The sequence below is a fragment of the Vibrio sp. 779(2023) genome (assembly GCF_033344285.1).
Lineage (GTDB): Bacteria > Pseudomonadota > Gammaproteobacteria > Enterobacterales > Vibrionaceae > Vibrio > Vibrio alginolyticus.
This window is the reverse complement of sequence record NZ_JAWPOM010000016.1, coordinates 1-18,724: the sequence shown is the minus strand read 5'-3', so window position 1 is coordinate 18,724 and position 18,724 is coordinate 1. Positions and strand designations below refer to the sequence as shown.

The 18,724-nt window shown below is 44.3% G+C and carries 10 protein-coding genes, 1 tRNA gene and 1 riboswitch; of the genes, 6 read left to right on the top strand and 5 right to left on the bottom strand.

Features of this window, described 5'->3' with window-relative positions; genetic code table 11:
* Positions 1 to 8: 8 nt before the first annotated feature.
* A complete protein-coding gene (csrD, locus tag R8O70_RS17960; protein WP_005381201.1) occupies positions 9 to 2,018 on the bottom strand; it encodes an RNase E specificity factor CsrD in 2,010 nt (669 codons plus the stop codon).
* 242 nt (positions 2,019 to 2,260) lie between these two features.
* Complete coding sequence (locus R8O70_RS17955) at positions 2,261 to 2,800, bottom strand: single-stranded DNA-binding protein (RefSeq protein WP_005381235.1); 540 nt, start codon at positions 2,798 to 2,800, stop codon at positions 2,261 to 2,263.
* A 277-nt stretch (positions 2,801 to 3,077) separates the two neighbouring features.
* Here R8O70_RS17955 and R8O70_RS17950 point away from each other — a divergent pair, with 277 nt between their 5' ends.
* The 4 genes from R8O70_RS17950 to R8O70_RS17935 all read left to right on the top strand — a co-directional run bounded on the left by R8O70_RS17950 (position 3,078) and on the right by R8O70_RS17935 (position 9,575).
* Positions 3,078 to 3,722, top strand: a complete 645-nt coding sequence (locus R8O70_RS17950; RefSeq protein ID WP_033907423.1) for a LuxR C-terminal-related transcriptional regulator — start codon at positions 3,078 to 3,080, stop codon at positions 3,720 to 3,722.
* A 159-nt stretch (positions 3,723 to 3,881) separates the two neighbouring features.
* A complete protein-coding gene (galU, locus tag R8O70_RS17945) occupies positions 3,882 to 4,754 on the top strand; it encodes a UTP--glucose-1-phosphate uridylyltransferase GalU (protein ID WP_005381239.1) in 873 nt (290 codons plus the stop codon).
* 149 nt (positions 4,755 to 4,903) lie between these two features.
* Positions 4,904 to 7,726, top strand: coding sequence for an excinuclease ABC subunit UvrA (gene uvrA / locus R8O70_RS17940; RefSeq protein ID WP_318184293.1), 2,823 nt, complete (start codon positions 4,904 to 4,906; stop codon positions 7,724 to 7,726).
* 67 nt (positions 7,727 to 7,793) lie between these two features.
* Positions 7,794 to 9,575: a PglL family O-oligosaccharyltransferase gene (locus tag R8O70_RS17935; protein WP_054575330.1), complete on the top strand. Its 1,782-nt coding sequence runs from the start codon at positions 7,794 to 7,796 to the stop codon at positions 9,573 to 9,575.
* A 59-nt stretch (positions 9,576 to 9,634) separates the two neighbouring features.
* On the opposite strand, the gene R8O70_RS17930 is transcribed toward R8O70_RS17935, so the two are convergent.
* A complete protein-coding gene (locus R8O70_RS17930) occupies positions 9,635 to 10,756 on the bottom strand; it encodes a pyridoxal-phosphate-dependent aminotransferase family protein (RefSeq protein ID WP_054575331.1) in 1,122 nt (373 codons plus the stop codon).
* Between the two features lie 220 nt (positions 10,757 to 10,976).
* Positions 10,977 to 11,155: riboswitch (Lysine riboswitch) on the top strand.
* A 101-nt stretch (positions 11,156 to 11,256) separates the two neighbouring features.
* On the opposite strand from R8O70_RS17930, the gene lysC reads away from it, so the two are divergent.
* Positions 11,257 to 12,609 (top strand): lysine-sensitive aspartokinase 3, encoded by a 1,353-nt coding sequence (gene lysC, locus R8O70_RS17925; RefSeq protein ID WP_086047066.1) that lies wholly within the window; start codon positions 11,257 to 11,259, stop codon positions 12,607 to 12,609.
* An 86-nt stretch (positions 12,610 to 12,695) separates the two neighbouring features.
* On the opposite strand, the gene metH is transcribed toward lysC, so the two are convergent.
* Positions 12,696 to 16,376, bottom strand: a complete 3,681-nt coding sequence (gene metH, locus R8O70_RS17920) for a methionine synthase (protein WP_064368807.1) — start codon at positions 16,374 to 16,376, stop codon at positions 12,696 to 12,698.
* A gap of 191 nt (positions 16,377 to 16,567) precedes the next feature.
* On the opposite strand from metH, the gene R8O70_RS17915 reads away from it, so the two are divergent.
* Entirely contained in the window at positions 16,568 to 17,899 is a 1,332-nt protein-coding gene (locus R8O70_RS17915) for a cation:proton antiporter (RefSeq protein ID WP_064354335.1), read from the top strand.
* Positions 17,900 to 18,647: 748 nt separating this feature from the next.
* Here the strand turns inward: R8O70_RS17915 and R8O70_RS17910 are convergent.
* A tRNA-Asp gene (locus R8O70_RS17910) sits at positions 18,648 to 18,724 on the bottom strand.

The following is an 18,724-nucleotide window of genomic DNA, read 5'->3' as shown; positions in this document are numbered from 1 at the left end:
TATTATCTTTATTTTTTCCGCCAGCGATTTCGTCTTCCCAATTTAACTTGGGATTCTGATTGAGAATTCGGCAACGCTTGGGGACGAGGAAGAAACTGCTGCTCCGCAGAAAAGTAACGCCCTTGCCCACCATAAACCCCGAGCTCAATTAATGTGTTGAGCTCGTTCTGATTCTCAATTCCCACTGCTATAATTTTAGTTTTACTGTTTGCCGCCGCACCTAGCATACTGCGGACAAATAGCTGGTTTTCATGTCGTTGGTCGATTTTTGCTACTAAACTGCGATGAAGTTTAAGGTAACGAATGTCCACTTCTTTTAAATAGTGAGTGCTGACGATGGTACGCCCAGCCTGCCCAACCATTAAGTGGCACCCTAAACCGGCCAGCATTTTAGCGACTGGTCGCATAAAGTCTAAGTGTCTTACAAATTGTGCTTCAACAAACTCAAAACTGAGACACTTTCTCTGCTCACGTGACAACTGTAAGAGTTCATCACGAAACCATTTAAAGTACTCTCGGTTAGAAAATGGCGTTACATTCAAATTGAGCGCATACGATCTTGAGTTATCAAAATTATCCTTAAACTCTCTTAAGAATTTATTAATAACCGACTTATCCATTTGCGCTTCATAACCAACCTGTCTGATCGCAGAAATGAACCGAGACGCTTTAACAATCCCATTCTCAGGATCGCGAATCCGACATGTTAACTCTTCATATAATGATTTTTTATGCGTCGCGTCACTTATTGGGTGCACAGATTGTGCGTAGAGTATCACACTTTCAGGTGTAAGTGCTGTGTCAAATAACGTTCTCCACCTCACACTTCCGCGAGCTTCTTCATCGTGGTTCCATTTTTTGAAGCGACTCCAATTATTGTTATTTTGTAGTTGCGCACTACGCAAAGCAGTCTCGGCTTCATCAATGATTTGGCTGTGTCGCTCACCTTCTTTATAAGTGGTGATGCCAATATGGCACCAGTTGTCTGGATCAAGTGGCTCTGGCGGCATTAACTTTTCTAACTGGCGAATGCATTGCGAGGCGAGGTTAGCCACATCTTTCGCACTTTGGTGCGGTAGAAAAAGCGCAAAATCAGCATCGTAATAACGGGAAAATACAACATCTGGGTATCGTTGAACTAAATTGGACAATAAACTCCCAACTTCAACAATAAACTCATCCGTAATTTGCTTATCTTGCTCTTCTTCAACCAGTTTCCAGTCTTGAATACGAACTAGCAACACGGCGCCGCGAGCCCCACTTTCTAGTAACGCCGATTCCAACTTGCTATCAAATAACACTCGGTTAGCGGTACCGGTTAGCTTATCAAGGAAGGTTTGAGTTCGAATAAAGGTATCAAATCGGCTTCGCTCTTGACGCGCATCTTGTAACTCTTCGATTAATACATCGAGCGCTTCACTGGCGGTGTAAGGCCATTCTTTTTTGTCACCTTTGGCATACTGCTCCACCCTACCAGCCAGGATCATTCTGCCTCGCTCTTCGAGCATTTCGGAGCCTTCTAATTGTTCCTTAAGCCATGCCACGCCGCGCATTAAGCAGAAGATGATCAATATAACGGCAAGCGTGATCGACCAAAGCGCCTGCATTGAGTAGCTGTAACCTAAGTAAGGGGGAATTGCTTTAAAGTGAATCGTGTAATCTTGATTGTGAGTCAACTGGTACTCAGCCTCAAACAAGACTGACGCTTCCATTTGATGAGAAGTATCTTTGAAGCGATAAACAACGGCGTTGTTGGTCGACAACGTCATTTCGACAATATTGGAAGCCTGCAGCATTTTCGGCATCCAGCGCTGCATAGAATAAGCGGCGTCAGGATCTTCCATCTCCTTGTCGACCACCTCTACGATCCCTTCTAAATAATGGGTGAGATATTCCTGCCCAAGACGTTTAAAAGAGAGGGTGCCACCGACAAACAAGATAAACATGGCGCAGATAACGATCATGGTGACGAAGGCCACCAGCCGTGTGCTTAACTTAAGAGTTGGGGTATACCTCATGAATACCAAATTCCTTTTTTATTCATCATATACCTTATTGAAATATTTATACTTGATAAGAGTTCATCAAACAATCGGATTAGTCTGATAGTGAGAGGCTGGAGCATAAAGAAAATCACACTCATTGATAAGTTTTATTGTTACGCCTAACCTTGCCAAGATAAGCCTGTGAGATCATTAGATTGCGACAATAAAAAAGGCCGCGATATTCGCGGCCTTTTCGATTCAAGCATAAGCAGAATTTAGAACGGGATATCGTCGTCAAAATCCATTGGTGGCTCATTGTACTGCTGCTGTGATTGCTGCGGAGCCTGTTGTTGTGGTTGCTGTTGCTGAGGCGCATTGTACTGCTGCTGAGCTGGCTGTTGAGGCTGACCCCATCCACCTTGTTGCTGCTGTTGACCGCCCATAGGTGCGCCGCCACCTTGAGCACGACCGCCAAGCATTTGCATCACACCATTGAAGCCTTGAACAACGACTTCAGTTGAGTAGCGATCTTGACCACTTTGATCTTGCCATTTGCGAGTTTGCAGTTGCCCTTCAATGTAGACTTGAGAGCCTTTACGCAAGTACTCACCTGCTACTTCCGCAAGTTTGCCGAACAACACAACACGGTGCCATTCCGTTTTTTCGCGCTGTTCGCCAGTCGCTTTATCACGCCATGAATCAGAAGTCGCAATAGTAATGTTTGCTACTGCACCGCCATTCGGCATGTAACGAATTTCAGGGTCGTTACCTAGATTCCCCACCAAAATAACTTTGTTAATTCCACGGCTGGCCATGATGTGCTCCGTTTCACTCTGGATATATAAAATTTTAGCGCATTAGAATAGCACGCTTTAATGTTTTGATTAAAGTCTAATACCATTGTGATCTATTGAGTCACCCTCTAGAACCCAAATCGTATTTCAACTTACGTGTGTAGCATTTTTGATTCGCGTTGCAGACATCGTTTCGTGAAGCTTTGAATTCGAACGCATTTATTCAGTAAAGCGATGGTTATGGCCTCTCTTTAATGCCAGTTTATGGCTTCTATTGAACCCAGGGAGATTGGAACACGTGAGAAAGTCGGCTTACGCAAGAAAGCTATTTCTGATCAGTATGGAAGATAATGCGCAAAAAAAAGTGGCGGCACTCGAAAAGTACATTGATATGAGCATCCCGGTGATTTCAACCGAAGCACTCATGGAAGCCAAGCCACAACACCGTAATAAAATTCTACTGATAGACTTCAGTGAACATAAATCACTTGTTCAATCGATCAAAAACTTGCCTCTTGTATGGAAAAACTTTGAAACCGTTGTCTTCAACGTGCCTAAAAGACTAACCACGGATGAACTTCTTTCATTTGGTCAATTAAAAGGTGTGTTTTATTCTGAAGATACGCTAGAGCAAATTGGAGAAGGGTTAAAAGGCATTGTTAACGGTCAAAACTGGCTGCCGCGTAATGTAACCAGTCAACTTTTACACTATTACCGCAATGTCATTAATACTCATACTGCACCAGCTACGGTAGACCTAACCATTCGTGAGCTACAAGTACTGCGTTGCCTACAAGCTGGCGCCTCGAACAGTCAGATGGCCGAAGAGTTATTCGTCAGTGAATTCACCATCAAATCGCACTTGTATCAGATATTCAAAAAGCTATCCGTAAAGAACCGAGTACAGGCAATCGCCTGGGCAGACCAAAACTTAATGTCGTGATGCAATGTGAGCGGCTCTGATAACTGAAATGACGAGTCGCTCATCTTTTTTCCGCACCGAGTCTCACATTTTTTCCTACTTTATTCATGATTCATTGATACCTCTCGTGTTAAAGTTATGCGCAGATTCTTGATAAAAACGAGATAGGATATTCCCCCAATGATAAAAAAATGTCTGTTCCCTGCTGCAGGCTATGGCACACGCTTCCTACCGGCAACGAAATCTATGCCAAAAGAGATGATGCCAGTCGTGAACAAACCGCTTATTGAATACGGTGTCGAAGAAGCAATCCAAGCTGGTATGAACGGCATGTGTATTGTGACAGGTCGTGGCAAGCACTCGATCATGGACCACTTTGATAAGAACTACGAACTGGAACATCAGATTAGCGGTACCAACAAAGAAGAGCTGTTGGTAGATATCCGTGAAATCATTGAATCTGCAAACTTCACTTATATACGTCAACGCGAAATGAAAGGCTTGGGCCACGCGATTCTAACTGGACGAGAATTGGTAGGCGATGAGCCATTTGCTGTTGTTCTTGCTGATGACCTTTGTGTCAACGAGCAAGAGGGCGTACTGGCTCAGATGGTGGCACTATTTAAGCAGTTCCGCTGTTCTATCGTTGCAGTGCAAGAAGTACCAGCCGAAGAAACACACAAATACGGCGTTATCTCTGGTGAAATGATCAAAGACGACATCTACCGCGTAGACGACATGGTAGAAAAACCAGAGAAAGGCACGGCACCTAGCAACCTTGCTATCATTGGCCGCTACATCCTGACTCCCGATATTTTTGAACTGATCGAAAACACTGAACCAGGTAAAGGTGGTGAAATTCAAATCACGGACGCGCTGCTAAAACAAGCAAAAGCGGGCTGTGTATTGGCTTACAAATTCAAGGGCAAACGCTTTGACTGTGGTAGCGTTGAAGGTTACATCGAAGCAACTAACTATTGTTTTGAAAACCTGTATCTAAAAGATGAAAAAACCTCTGAGCTAGGTAAGCACGCAACACAAAAAGCAGTATAAAGCATCGTCTTAGTACGAAATTACTGTATCGAAAGCCCAGCACAACGCTGGGCTTTTTACTTTACTGTTTTTTTATCCAGTAATTTTCTTTGCACATTTCTCACACTATGTAATACTTGCCCCACTTGGTTATACATAGAGCAAAAACGATGGATAAAATAGAAGTTCGCGGTGCCCGAACCCATAACCTTAAAGACATTAATCTTACAATCCCTCGCGATAAACTGATTGTCATTACTGGACTAAGTGGCTCCGGTAAATCCTCTCTCGCTTTCGATACATTGTATGCAGAAGGCCAACGACGCTACGTAGAGTCTCTCTCTGCCTACGCTCGTCAGTTTTTGTCTCTGATGGAAAAACCCGATGTCGACCACATCGAAGGTTTATCTCCTGCGATCTCGATCGAGCAGAAATCAACATCACACAACCCTCGTTCTACCGTCGGTACAATTACCGAAGTCTACGACTACTTACGTCTATTGTATGCTCGTGTGGGCGAACCCCGCTGTCCAACGCACCATGCCCCTCTTGCTGCGCAAACCATCAGCCAAATGGTGGACAAAGTCATAGAGATGCCGGAAGGCAGCAAAATGATGCTATTGGCGCCTATTGTCAAAGAACGTAAAGGTGAGCATGTTAAAACGCTTGAGAACTTAGCGGCTCAAGGCTTTATTCGTGCGCGTATTGATGGAGAAACTTGCGATCTTTCCGATCCTCCAACCCTTGAGCTACATAAAAAGCACACCATTGAAGTCGTGGTAGACCGCTTTAAAGTTCGTCCAGACTTACAACAGCGCTTGGCCGAATCTTTCGAGACAACACTCGAATTATCAGGCGGAATTGCGGTTGTCGCGCCAATGGATGGCGACGGTGAAGAGATTATTTTCTCCGCCAACTTCGCTTGTCCACAATGTGGTTACAGCATGCAAGAGTTAGAGCCGCGACTTTTCTCATTCAACAACCCTGCTGGTGCATGTGGCACTTGTGATGGCTTGGGTGTTCAACAATACTTCGATCCAAGCCGAGTCATTCAAGATGATTCATTAAGCTTGGCACAAGGTGCGATTCGCGGTTGGGATCAAAAGAACTACTACTACTTCCAAATGCTCACCTCATTGGCCGATCATTATGGTTTTGACCTCCATGCCCCTTTTAATTCTCTGCCAAAGAAAACGCAAGATGTCATTCTAAAGGGCTCAGGTCGTACTGAGATTGAGTTTAAATACATCAACGATCGTGGCGATATTCGCGTTAAACGCCATCCATTCGAAGGTATTCTGAATACCCTAGAACGTCGCTATCGTGATACAGAATCCAACTCTGTCCGTGAAGAGCTTGCAAAATACATCTCCACTAAATCTTGTTCAAGCTGTGGCGGTACTCGTCTACGCCTCGAAGCACGTAACGTGTTTATTGCTGATACGACACTACCTGAGATTGTTGAACTCAGCATTGCTGATGCATTGGAGTTCTTCCATTCCTTGAAACTGGAAGGTCAACGAGCCCAAATCGCTGAAAAAGTGATGAAGGAAATCAACGACCGCCTGCAATTCTTAGTTAACGTCGGTTTGAACTACCTAAACTTATCACGCAGTGCAGAAACCTTATCAGGCGGTGAAGCTCAACGTATTCGTTTAGCAAGCCAAATTGGTGCAGGTCTTGTTGGTGTCATGTACGTCTTAGATGAACCGTCGATTGGCCTCCACCAGCGTGATAACGAACGACTCCTAAAAACACTGACTCATTTGCGCGATTTAGGTAATACCGTACTTGTGGTAGAACACGATGAAGATGCGATTCGCTGTGCAGATCATGTCATAGATATTGGTCCTGGTGCTGGCGTACATGGTGGTAATGTTGTTGCGGAAGGCACCATGGAAGAGATAGTCGCGAATCCGAATTCTCTGACAGGTCAGTACTTAAGTGGTGTTAAAGAAATCGCAGTACCGAAAGATCGCACGCCGCGAGATCCGAAAAAAACGGTTGAGCTATTAGGCGCAACAGGTAATAACCTTAAAAACGTTAACCTTTCAATTCCTGTTGGGTTATTCAGCTGTATTACAGGAGTATCTGGCTCAGGTAAATCAACGCTGATTAATGATACTTTCTTTAAAATTGCGCATACCCAACTTAACGGAGCGACAACGGCTCAGCCTTCACCTTATAAATCGATTAAAGGTCTAGAGCACTTCGATAAAGTCATCGATATTGATCAAAGCCCAATTGGCCGTACACCTCGCTCTAACCCTGCAACCTATACGGGGATCTTTACCCCAATCCGTGAACTGTTTGCAGGCACACAGGAGTCGCGTTCTCGCGGTTACAAACCGGGCCGTTTTAGTTTTAACGTACGCGGTGGTCGTTGTGAGGCCTGTCAGGGTGACGGTGTTATCAAAGTAGAAATGCACTTCCTACCAGATGTTTATGTGCCATGTGATGTGTGTAAAGGTAAACGCTACAACCGTGAAACGCTCGAAGTACGTTACAAAGGTAAAACTATTGATGAAGTGCTAGAAATGACGGTCGAAGATGCACGCACCTTCTTCGATCCAGTTCCTGCCATCGCTCGCAAACTACAAACACTGATGGATGTCGGTTTGTCGTACATACGATTGGGTCAAGCGGCAACAACACTCTCCGGTGGTGAAGCACAGCGTGTGAAACTGGCGCGAGAGCTATCCAAACGTGATACAGGAAAAACCTTGTACATTTTGGATGAACCAACAACCGGCTTGCACTTCCATGATATCCAGCAGTTGCTCACTGTACTGCACAGACTTCGCGACCACGGAAATACTGTCGTGGTGATCGAGCATAACCTGGACGTCATTAAGACTGCGGACTGGATTATCGATCTTGGTCCTGAAGGGGGTCAGGGTGGCGGCGAGATAATCGCTCAAGGCACACCGGAAGATGTGTCGCAAATCGAGGGATCGCACACAGCTCACTTCCTTAAGCCTATGTTGAAGTAGAAAAAACAGGTAAAGTACCGAGACCAGCAAGTGTTGGTCTTTTTTCATTCAAAACAACGCAATAACTATGGCTACTATACATGTAAGTGGAACAAAGCTTTCTCCCGAAAAAGTACAGGTTCCCCTCAATCGCAAGTTTCTCATTGCCTTGGCAACACTATTTGTGTTGGCAATGCACTTTTTCATGCCCAACCCCGGCGGTTCGGGGCTTTCACTTTCGTTCAATGCGACAACTTGGATTGCTTTTAGCTTTGCATTAGGCATTGGGTGTTACCAACTTGCGAATAATCGAGTACTACGTTACTCAAAACTAACCATCGGCTTGTTCATTAGTGCTCTTATAATGACGGTGCCCATTCTGTACCCAAATGCGAATAGCAGTTTGGCAGCCAATAAGCTCATTGGCCTGTGGTGTGGTGTCCTGTTCTTTATTGTTTTACAACAATTTCATTTCAGTAATAAACATCGCCAACGCCTATTATGGTTCATTGTCCTTGCGGTTGTTATCGAAGCCATTTTTGGTCTGACACAATATCTGTATCTCAAACCAGGCAATCCGTTTGGTTACGACACGGTGGCCAATCGTCCTTATGGTATTTTCCAACAGCCCAATGTAATGGCCAGTTTTCTTGCGACAGGGTTGGTGATTGCCAGCTATTTACTTGCACGTCAGCCCTACAAATACGATCGTAAGTTAAGCGATGTTTACCTTCTCTATGCCGTACCAGTTTTAACTTTACCACTAATTGTGGCGTTGGCTTCACGCACTGGTTGGTTAGCCTCGGTCATCGCCGTGTTGTTGGTCATTCCATACATGTACCGCTTTGCAACCAAAGGGCGCTTTATCCGCTGGGTTGTGTCACTTGTAAGTGGGCTCTTACTCTCAGTCGTTGTCATGCATCTTGCCTTTCCTGATGGAGGTGGGTTAGCCGCAGAAAAAGTAAATATGGAGTCTCCTCGAGCGTATACTTTTCCGCAAACATTAGACATGGTGATTGAAAAGCCTTTTACTGGTTATGGATATGGCAAGTTTGAATCTGAGTACATGCTGTATACGGCTCGTCAACATGCCCTAAATGAGAATTACCCAGCTGGTTTGCCAGCCATGGATCATCCGCATAATGAGCTACTTTACTGGGGAGTCGAAGGTGGCTTGCTGCCAATACTCGGCATCTTCTTAGCGATGGCACTGGTACTGTATCGAATCTATCAAGCCAAACGCGGAACTCGTCTTGCGTTGCTGGCCTTGTTTATACCTATCGTATTGCACTCGCAACTGGAATACCCTTTCTACCACTCTCTCGTGCATTGGTTGATCTTCGTTATCCTGCTGTACTGGGTCGATCAGCGCGTCTCTCGTTATCGACAAGTCGGCTTTAGTAATGTAACCAAAAGCTTGCTGCGTGTTTTTAGTTTGGTACTTCCCGTTGCGTTTACGTTTTACATGGTAAGCGCATTGCATACGAACTATGTATTGACGAAGTTTGAGACCACTAGGCCAACTAATCCTGATATTCTGAATCAAGTCAGTAACCCTGTGGTTTGGAAAGACAGATTTGATTGGGATGTTTATAGCACGTTTTTAAACATTGGGCTGTACCAACAAGACGCAACCTTGATTCAGCCTTATATCGATTGGTCGCTAAAAATCATCAAAGATAAGCCTCGCCCTGCATTTTATAATAATTTGATTTTGGCCTACCAAGGCTTAGATGACTCAAGTAAAGCGGAGCAAATTAGAGCTGAAGCGCAGTTTTTGTTCCCGAAGATTGATTTCAGTGACGTCAATTACCAACCACCTTCTCAAGCAATCTCTGCCTCACCAGCCCCCACTTCAGGTGAAGAGTAATAAGTACAAAAAAGCGAAGGGATGACCTTCGCTTTTCTTCATCTCATTGCTGTATGATTTTATTCAGTGAGTGACTCTTCTAACGCTTTTAAGCACAGCGCAACGTTTTCAGATCGAGCGCCGTAACCCATTAAGCCAATACGCCACGCTTTACCAGCTAATGCCCCAAGGCCTGCACCAATTTCTAGGTTATAGGTTTCTAGCAAGTGAGCACGAACTTTTGCTTCATCAATTCCTTCAGGCACGTAAATCGCATTTAATTGTGGCAACCGATGGGCTTCGTCCACAACAAATTCAAAGCCTAACTTTTGTAAGCCATTTTTGAGTTTTTCATGCATCAGTTGGTGACGAGCCCAAGCGTTTTCTAATCCTTCATTTTTCAGTATCAATAAAGCTTCATGAAGCGCATACAAGCTATTAACTGGCGCCGTATGATGATAACTACGCTTGCCTTCTCCACTCCAATACCCCAAAACTAAACTCTGATCGAGGAACCAACTCTGTACTGGTGTTGTTCTTGCTTGAATCTTTTCAATCGCGGCAGGAGAAAACGTCACTGGTGAGAGCCCAGGTACACATGACAAACATTTTTGACTACCAGAGTAAACCGCATCCAGTTGCCATTCATCCACTTTTAACGGCACACCACCAAGCGATGTCACCGCATCAACAATAGATAATGCATTATGCTGTTTCGCCAGCTTACCCAATGCTTGAGCATCACTGACTGCACCAGTTGAGGTTTCCGCATGCACAAAAGCAAGAACTTTTGTATCTGGGTGCTGTTCGAATGCTTGCTCGACTTTATCAATGGAAACAGGCGTCCCCCATTCATCATCGACGATAACAACTTCACCACCAGCACGGACGACATTTTCGCGCATGCGTTCACCAAATACACCATTACGGCAGACGATCACTTTATCGCCTTTCTCGATCAAGTTTACAAAGCAGGTTTCCATCCCTGCACTACCTGGCGCTGAAACCGCAATAGTGAACTCATTGTCAGTTTGAAAGACATACTTCAATAGCTGCTTGAGCTCATCCATCATACCGATAAACAGAGGATCAAGGTGACCTACAGTAGGACGGCTTAGTGCTTGTAACACTTGAGGATAAATATCAGAAGGACCAGGTCCCATTAAAATACGGTGAGGTGGAATAAAGCTTTGGATCGACATGTCAGCTCCTTGATTATCTTTTATCCTGAGCATTCTAAAAGTTCTATTCAATAACATGGCTCAGGTGTAGGGTTCTTCACCCTAATAGATTTTTCCTCTATCAGCAATTAGCCGTAAGTATGGAGGTCAAACCAGTGTCACAAAATCGTTAATAAAAAACACCATAAAGGTTGAAATATTGATTGACATTAAGGCCTCAAAACCGTTCAATGTTTGAGCTTTATGTAGAAGAGGAGCGCTACCCAGGTAGATGATTTGTGGAACCGCAATTCCAACACCAATCATTGAGGGGGAGTAGTGCCGAGGTAAGTCAAAGTTGCAGGATTTGACTTGTCGGTTGAATTGGGCTGAATCCCATCAACTGTCATCAGCGCAGTCTGATGAAGGGCTTCTGAGGGTAAATTTTTCAAATAGCATTCTAAATACCTCTCTTTTTGCTCTGTTCCTTTTCTCACTAAACATTGGATGTACAATTTTTTAGGAAGTCGTGGGAGAACGCAGTGAGCGCATTTAACGTAGCTAAATTCGGTGGAACCAGTGTTGCCAACTTTGAGGCAATGAGTCGTTGCGCCACCATTATCGAAAACAATCCAAATACTCGCCTGGTCGTGAGCAGCGCTTGCTCTGGCGTCACCAACCTATTGGTAGAACTCGCCAACGGTGTTCAGGATCAAACGCACCGTACTGAGCTGCTGCAAAATCTGGCCAACATTCATGACGCCATTTTAACTCAGCTCGAAGACAGCACGAAAACTGCTGCCGAGGTGTATGGCATATTAGATACCGTAACCAGACTGGCCGAGGCTGCATCTATCCAAGCTAGTGCGAAGTTAACCGATCATTTAGTCGCATGTGGCGAACTCATGTCGACGCATATTCTAACTCAGTTAATGTGTGAGCGAGGCATTCAAGCTGTGCGCTTTGATATCCGCGATGTGCTGCGTACTGATGACAACTTTGGTCGCGCGGAGCCAAACATTGAAGCAATTTCGACGCTTGCGCAAGATAAACTCGTACCACTTTGCCAACAATCCGTTGTTGTTACTCAAGGCTTCATAGGATCTGACGAAGCCGGTAATACAACAACATTAGGTCGAGGGGGCAGCGATTACAGCGCCGCCTTAATTGCTGAGAGCGTTAAAGCAGCAGGGCTAGAAATCTGGACTGATGTTCCGGGTATCTACACAACAGACCCGCGAATTGCACCAAAAGCCTCACCAATTCCCGAGATCAGCTTTAGTGAAGCTTCAGAAATGGCTAACTTTGGCGCTAAAATCCTTCACCCTTCTACGCTAGTACCCGCATTACGCCACGACATTCCGGTATTTGTAGGGTCATCGAAAGAGCCTGAAAAAGGGGGAACTTGGATTCGCCACCAAGTCGAAAGCTCACCGTTATTCCGTGCGCTAGCTTTGCGTTGTAACCAAACCATGGTAACGCTACGCAGCGCCAATATGTTCCACGCATACGGTTTCTTAGCAAAGGTCTTTGAGATCCTTGCAAAGCATAAGATCTCTGTCGATTTGATCACGACATCTGAAATCAGTGTATCGTTAACACTTGATCAAACTGATACCTCTGGTGGCGCGCCGCAGCTGCCGCAAGCTGCACGAGAAGAGTTAGAAGAGTTATGTAAGGTAGAAGTTGAACATGACCTATGCCTCGTTGCTCTCATTGGTAACAACATGAGTGAGAGTAAAGGCTACGCGAAACAGGTTTTTGGCACGCTAGAAGATTTTAACCTACGCATGATTTGTTATGGCGCTAGCCCTCACAACTTATGCTTCTTGCTCCATGAATCGGTATCGAAACAAGCCATACAAAAACTCCACACGGAGTTGTTTGAGAAGTAAGTTCAACTCAATAAAACAAAGGGCTGCGTATCTACAGCCCTTTGTTGTTTCAATAGTTGTTACATTTGGACGAGGTAAACATCAATTTAACCGTTAATGTTTGGCCCTAACCATTTTTCAGCCTCGATCCTATCCCACCCCTTACGATCGGCGTAACTCTCTAGCTGATCTTCTTGGATCTGTGCGATCGCAAAGTAACGTGAGTCAGGATGAGAGAAATACCAACCAGAGACTGACGCGCCCGGATACATTGCATAGCTGGAGGTTAGAGTCATGCCAATATTCTCTTCCACATTAAGTAGCTCCCAAAGCGGTCCTTTTTCAGTATGCTCAGGGCACGCTGGATAACCTGGTGCAGGGCGAATACCTTGGTATTTTTCACGAATGAGATCATCGTTAGATAAATCTTCATCCGCAGCATAACCCCAAATTTCTTTACGGACACGCTCATGCAAATACTCAGCAAACGCTTCGGCTAGGCGATCCGCCACCGCTTGAATCATAATTGCGTTGTAATCATCTCCCTGTGCTTTGTATTCATCAGCAAGCTCTCGTTCACCAATACCACCAGTGACAGCAAATGCCCCTATCCAATCATGCTTACCCGACTCTTTAGGTGCGATGTAGTCGGATAAACAATAGTTGAATCCTTTTGGTTTCTCGGTCTGTTGTCGCAAGTTACGTAATACTTTCACAACGTCGGTACGAGTTTCATCAGCATAAACTTCAATGTCGTCCCCCACGCTCGCAGCAGGGAATAAGCCACACATTCCACGCGCTTTTAACAGGCCTTCTCGCTCAACTCGATCAAGTATCTCGTTGGCATCTTCGAATAAACGTTTTGCTTCTTCACCAACTTCTTCATGTTGGAAAATTGTTGGATACTTACCCACAAGTGACCAAGTCATAAAGAATGGTGTCCAATCGATGTATTGACGTAATATAGCCACATCAAAATCATCGAAGATATGAATGCCAGGCTTAACAGGCACTGGAGGAGTATAAGCTTCCCAATCGATAGCAACTTTATTCGCTCGAGCAGCTTCTAATGTCACTGGTTTGGTTCTCGGTTTCTTTCGATTATGTTGATCACGTACTCGTTCGTAATCAGCTTCAAGTTTTTCAACAAATTCAGGGCGACGTTCATCTGACAGAAGAGAAGTACATACGCCCACTGCACGTGAGGCGTTGTTCACGTAAACCACTGGATGCTTGTAATTTTGCTCAATCTTAACTGCTGTATGGGCTTTTGACGTTGTTGCGCCACCGATGAGAAGAGGTAAGTTAAAGTCGAGACGCTCCATCTCTTTTGCAACATGCACCATTTCGTCTAATGAAGGCGTGATCAACCCTGATAAACCAATAATATCGACGTTTTCTTCTTGCGCTACTTTTAAGATCTTTTCGCAAGGAACCATGACACCAAGATCAATAATTTCATAATTATTGCACTGCAATACAACGCCAACGATATTTTTCCCGATATCATGTACATCACCTTTGACCGTCGCTAGCAAAATCTTACCGTTTGTTTGTCCCACCTGCTTTTCTGCATTGATGTAGGGCTCCAGATGCGCGACTGCTTGCTTCATCACTCGTGCAGATTTTACGACCTGAGGAAGGAACATTTTACCTTCACCAAACAAGTCTCCGACGACGTTCATCCCATCCATTAGTGGGCCTTCAATCACCTCTAATGGCTTTGAAGCGTTGACACGAGCCTCTTCGGTATCATCAACGATGAACTCAGTTATTCCTTTCACTAACGCGTGCTCTAAACGCTTTTCAACAGGCCAAGTTCTCCACTCAAGTGCAGAGGCATCCTCCTCTTTACCTACCCCTTTGCCTGCATATTCCGCCGCGATATCTAACAATCTCTCAGTGGCGTCATCACGACGGTTAAGAACGACATCTTCCACAGCCTCACGCAATTTTTCAGGCACGTTATCGTAGATTTCTAACTGACCCGCATTCACAATCCCCATATCCATACCATTTTTAAAACAGTGGTAGAGGAACACCGCGTGAATCGCTTCACGTACATAGTTATTGCCACGGAAAGAGAATGAGACGTTAGAAACACCACCAGATATCATCGCATGTGGTAAATCACGTTTGATATCGCCAACGGCTTCAATGAAATCCACCGCGTAGTTATTATGCTCCTCGATCCCCGTAGCAATGGCAAAAATGTTGGGGTCAAAAATGATGTCTTCTGGTGGAAAGCCCACTTCATCAACAAGAATTCGGTAAGCGTTGGTACAAATTTCTACTTTGCGCTCACGTGTATCTGCTTGCCCAATCTCATCAAACGCCATCACAATCACAGCCGCACCGTAACGGCGGATCAACTTAGCTTGTTCAACGAATTTCTCTTTGCCTTCTTTGAGAGAGATCGAGTTAACAATGCCTTTGCCTTGGATGCACTTAAGACCGGCTTCAATAACCTCCCACTTGGAAGAGTCAACCATGATTGGTACTTTTGAGATTTCAGGTTCTGACGCACAAAGGTTTAAAAAGCGAACCATACAAGCTTGTGCATCCAACATGCCTTCATCCATGTTGATATCGATAATTTGAGCGCCATTTTCAACTTGTTGACGAGCCACATCGAGCGCTTCATCGTACAGCTCTTCTTTAATTAAGCGCTTAAAACGCGCAGAACCGGTTACATTCGTACGCTCACCGACATTGATAAATAAAGAGTCTTTATCAATAGCGAGTGGCTCCAGGCCAGACAAGCGACAAGCAACGGGAAGTTCAGGTAATTGACGAGGGGCGATATTTTCAACCGCGAGTGCCATTTGGCGAATGTGCTCAGGAGTTGTACCACAACACCCACCAATCAAGTTTAAAAAGCCACTTTGAGCCCACTCTTTAACATGCTTAGCCATATCTTCTGGCGACAAATCGTATTCGCCGAATGCATTCGGAAGCCCAGCATTTGGGTGAGCGGAAACAAAAGATTCTGATATACGAGAGAGCTCTTCAACATAAGGACGCAGCTCATCTGGACCAAGTGCACAGTTCAAACCAAACGAAATCGGTTTAACATGACGTAATGAGTTGTAAAACGCTTCTGTGGTTTGACCGGATAATGTCCGACCGGAAGCATCAGTAATAGTCCCCGAGATCATCACAGGTAACTCAATCCCCATCTCTTCAAACACACTTTCAACAGCAAATGAACAAGCCTTAGCGTTAAGCGTATCGAAGATGGTCTCGATAAGAATAAGGTCTGAACCACCTTTAATAAGCGCTCGAGTCGATTCAGAGTAAGCCTCAACTAACTCGTCGAAAGAAACATTTCGATATCCAGGGTCGTTTACATCAGGAGAGATAGAACAAGTGCGGTTCGTCGGCCCTAAAACCCCTGCGACATAACGCGGTTTATCGGGTGTTTTTTCGGTCCATTCGTCTGCAACTTCACGTGCAAGCTTGGCAGCTGCAAAGTTAATTTCTTCACTTAGGCTTTCCATCTCGTAGTCAGCCATCGCAATGGTTGTTGCGTTAAACGTGTTGGTTTCGAGAATATCTGCACCCGCTTCTAAATATGCAGCGTGAATTTCCTTGATAAGTTGAGGCTGACTTAGAACCAACAGGTCGTTGTTACCTTTTAGATCACAATGCCAATCCGCAAAGCGCGTTCCTCGATAGTCTTGCTCTTCAAGTTTGTATCCCTGAATCATGGTTCCCATACCACCATCAATCAAAAGAATACGTTGCTTCAATTGAGCTTCAATCTGTTGTCTTACGTTACTTCCCACAGTACAGCCTCATTCCTTTAGTTATCTTTCCATCCTATCACACAAACTTCAGGAGTCTAGACGTCTAAACGTGGAATTAATGATTATTTTATCTCCTTCTTAACTTACAAAATAATCACGAAAAAATGTTTGCTATTTAAGCAGCATCAGCCGAGAATTCCATTCATAAAATGTTACAAATAGAGAGCTCTATGTCGGTCTATCATACTTTATGTTTTCTATCCGCAGCTGCGATGCTAATTGCTTTTGTAAACAGCAAGATAGGAAAGATGCAAACCACCATTGCGATTACCGCAGGTTCAATGGTGCTTTCACTTCTAATCTTAATTGCGGGTCAAAACAACTGGTTCCATCTCACCGAAATTGCAACGGAGACGGTCACAAGGATTAACTTCGAAGATTTCTTGCTCAAAGGCATTCTTGGCTTCTTACTATTTGCTGGTGGACTAGGCATCAAACTCCCGAACCTTAAAGATCAAAAGTGGGAGATCACTGTTTTAGCCCTTGGAGCTACACTGTTTTCTACGTTCTTTATTGGATTTGCGCTGTATGGGTTTTGTCAGTTAATTGGCATCCAATTTGATTTGGTCTACTGCTTACTATTTGGTGCTCTAATATCGCCAACTGACCCAATCGCTGTATTGGCTATTGTGAAAAAACTCGATGCTCCTAAACGTATCTCCACTCAGATTGAAGGAGAATCGCTCTTCAATGATGGCTTCGGTTTGGTTATCTTCGTCACTCTATTTACGATTGCATTTGGCACTGAGGCACCAACTGTAGGTAGTGTCACCTTACTCTTCATCCAAGAAGCTATCGGTGGTATCACATATGGTTTCGTCCTCGGTTTGCTATTCCACTACTTGATCAGTGCCACCGATGATCACTCAATGGAATTGTTACTTACCATTGGTGTCCCAACAGCAGGTTACGCATTTGCTGAATACATCCATGTATCAGGCCCACTAGCAATGGTTGTATCCGGTATTATGATTGGCAACTGGACACGCTTTATTGGCTTTTCAAAAGAGAGTGAAGATCACCTTGACCATTTTTGGGAGCTTGTTGATGAGTTCTTGAATGGCGTGTTATTCCTACTGATCGGCATGTCGATGCTGCTGTTTGAATTCCACAAAGAAGACTGGATCATGATGGCTATTTCAGTCCCTCTTGTACTAGCAGCTCGCTATTTAAGCGTATTTCTCTCGTACATTGGCTTTAAGCGTTACAGAAAATATAACCCGTGGTCAGTACGTATTTTGACGTGGGGCGGCTTACGCGGGGGCCTTGCATTGGCAATGGCACTTTCCATTCCATCTGGTATTTGGGTGATTCAAGATAAGTTAATCGATGTAAAAGAGATTATTCTTGTAATGACCTACTCCGTCGTTGTTTTCTCTATCCTCATTCAAGGCTCAACAATCACTCCAATGATTGAAAAAGCAAAAGCAGAAGAGAAGAAGATGGAAGAGAACAACCAAGCAATAACCACTCCGGAACATACGGAGACAGTGGACTCTTAAAGACACGTAACTTAATAAATAAAAAGCAGCTACCTAGCTGCTTTTTTCATAACTAATTTTCAGACTCCCCTTCAAGGACGAAGGCTCCTTATTCTTTGATATACCATCAAATATACGAAGAATCGCTACGCTACATTTTCATAGATACTAACTATTGCTGATAGATAGTATTCATAGACGAGCCTTTTAATTTACCCATTTTCATCTGTATCACTTCTCTTACCTTGGCAATATAGGCTCCTCGCAAACATCAAAGCTAAACTTCCACAATACTTAGCAATGAGCGAGTTTGTATTTTTATGAGAAAGAGGCATTTAGGGTAATTGCGTTCAGAACCCAAACAGGTTAGCAACCTCACCAAGATAAAACTGAGCTAGCATTCAGGTAGATCAAAGCCTTAACAGAAATGTAGCCCCCCTCCCTCTTGATCTCAGTGAGACTAAACTTGTATTCAAAGTCGTCCTGTTTTCAAATTAGAAACAAGCGACACTTCAAACAATTAAACTCTGTCACATAACTAGATTTTCTAATATCGAATAAAAGGAGCTTTGGTTAGAGCTTGGTATCGGAATAAGGCTAAGACTAAGGCACAGAGTTACATGCTAGCTCGTTCACGACGATATTAAAACCATGTGAAGAGGGTAGTGTAACTCTAGATGCAAGGTTTCAATATGAAAGTGAGTTTCAGGTAAGTCGGGGGAACCAGAACGAAAAAAGCCTCAGTCTTTCGACTGAGGCTTAATATAATTGGCGGAGTGGACGGGACTCGAACCCGCGACCCCCGGCGTGACAGGCCGGTATTCTAACCAACTGAACTACCACTCC

Bases quoted from the DNA above. Each gene is read 5' to 3' on its own strand.
- R8O70_RS17930 (WP_054575331.1), bottom strand. From the start codon at position 10,756: ATGTCGATCCAAAGCTTTATTCCACCTCACCGTATTTTAATGGGACCT.
- uvrA (WP_318184293.1), top strand. From the start codon at position 4,904: ATGGATAAAATAGAAGTTCGCGGTGCCCGAACCCATAACCTTAAAGAC.
- R8O70_RS17955 (WP_005381235.1), bottom strand. From the start codon at position 2,800: ATGGCCAGCCGTGGAATTAACAAAGTTATTTTGGTGGGGAATCTAGGT.
- galU (WP_005381239.1), top strand. From the start codon at position 3,882: ATGATAAAAAAATGTCTGTTCCCTGCTGCAGGCTATGGCACACGCTTC.
- csrD (WP_005381201.1), bottom strand. From the start codon at position 2,018: ATGAGGTATACCCCAACTCTTAAGTTAAGCACACGGCTGGTGGCCTTC.
- R8O70_RS17935 (WP_054575330.1), top strand. From the start codon at position 7,794: ATGGCTACTATACATGTAAGTGGAACAAAGCTTTCTCCCGAAAAAGTA.
- R8O70_RS17915 (WP_064354335.1), top strand. From the start codon at position 16,568: ATGTCGGTCTATCATACTTTATGTTTTCTATCCGCAGCTGCGATGCTA.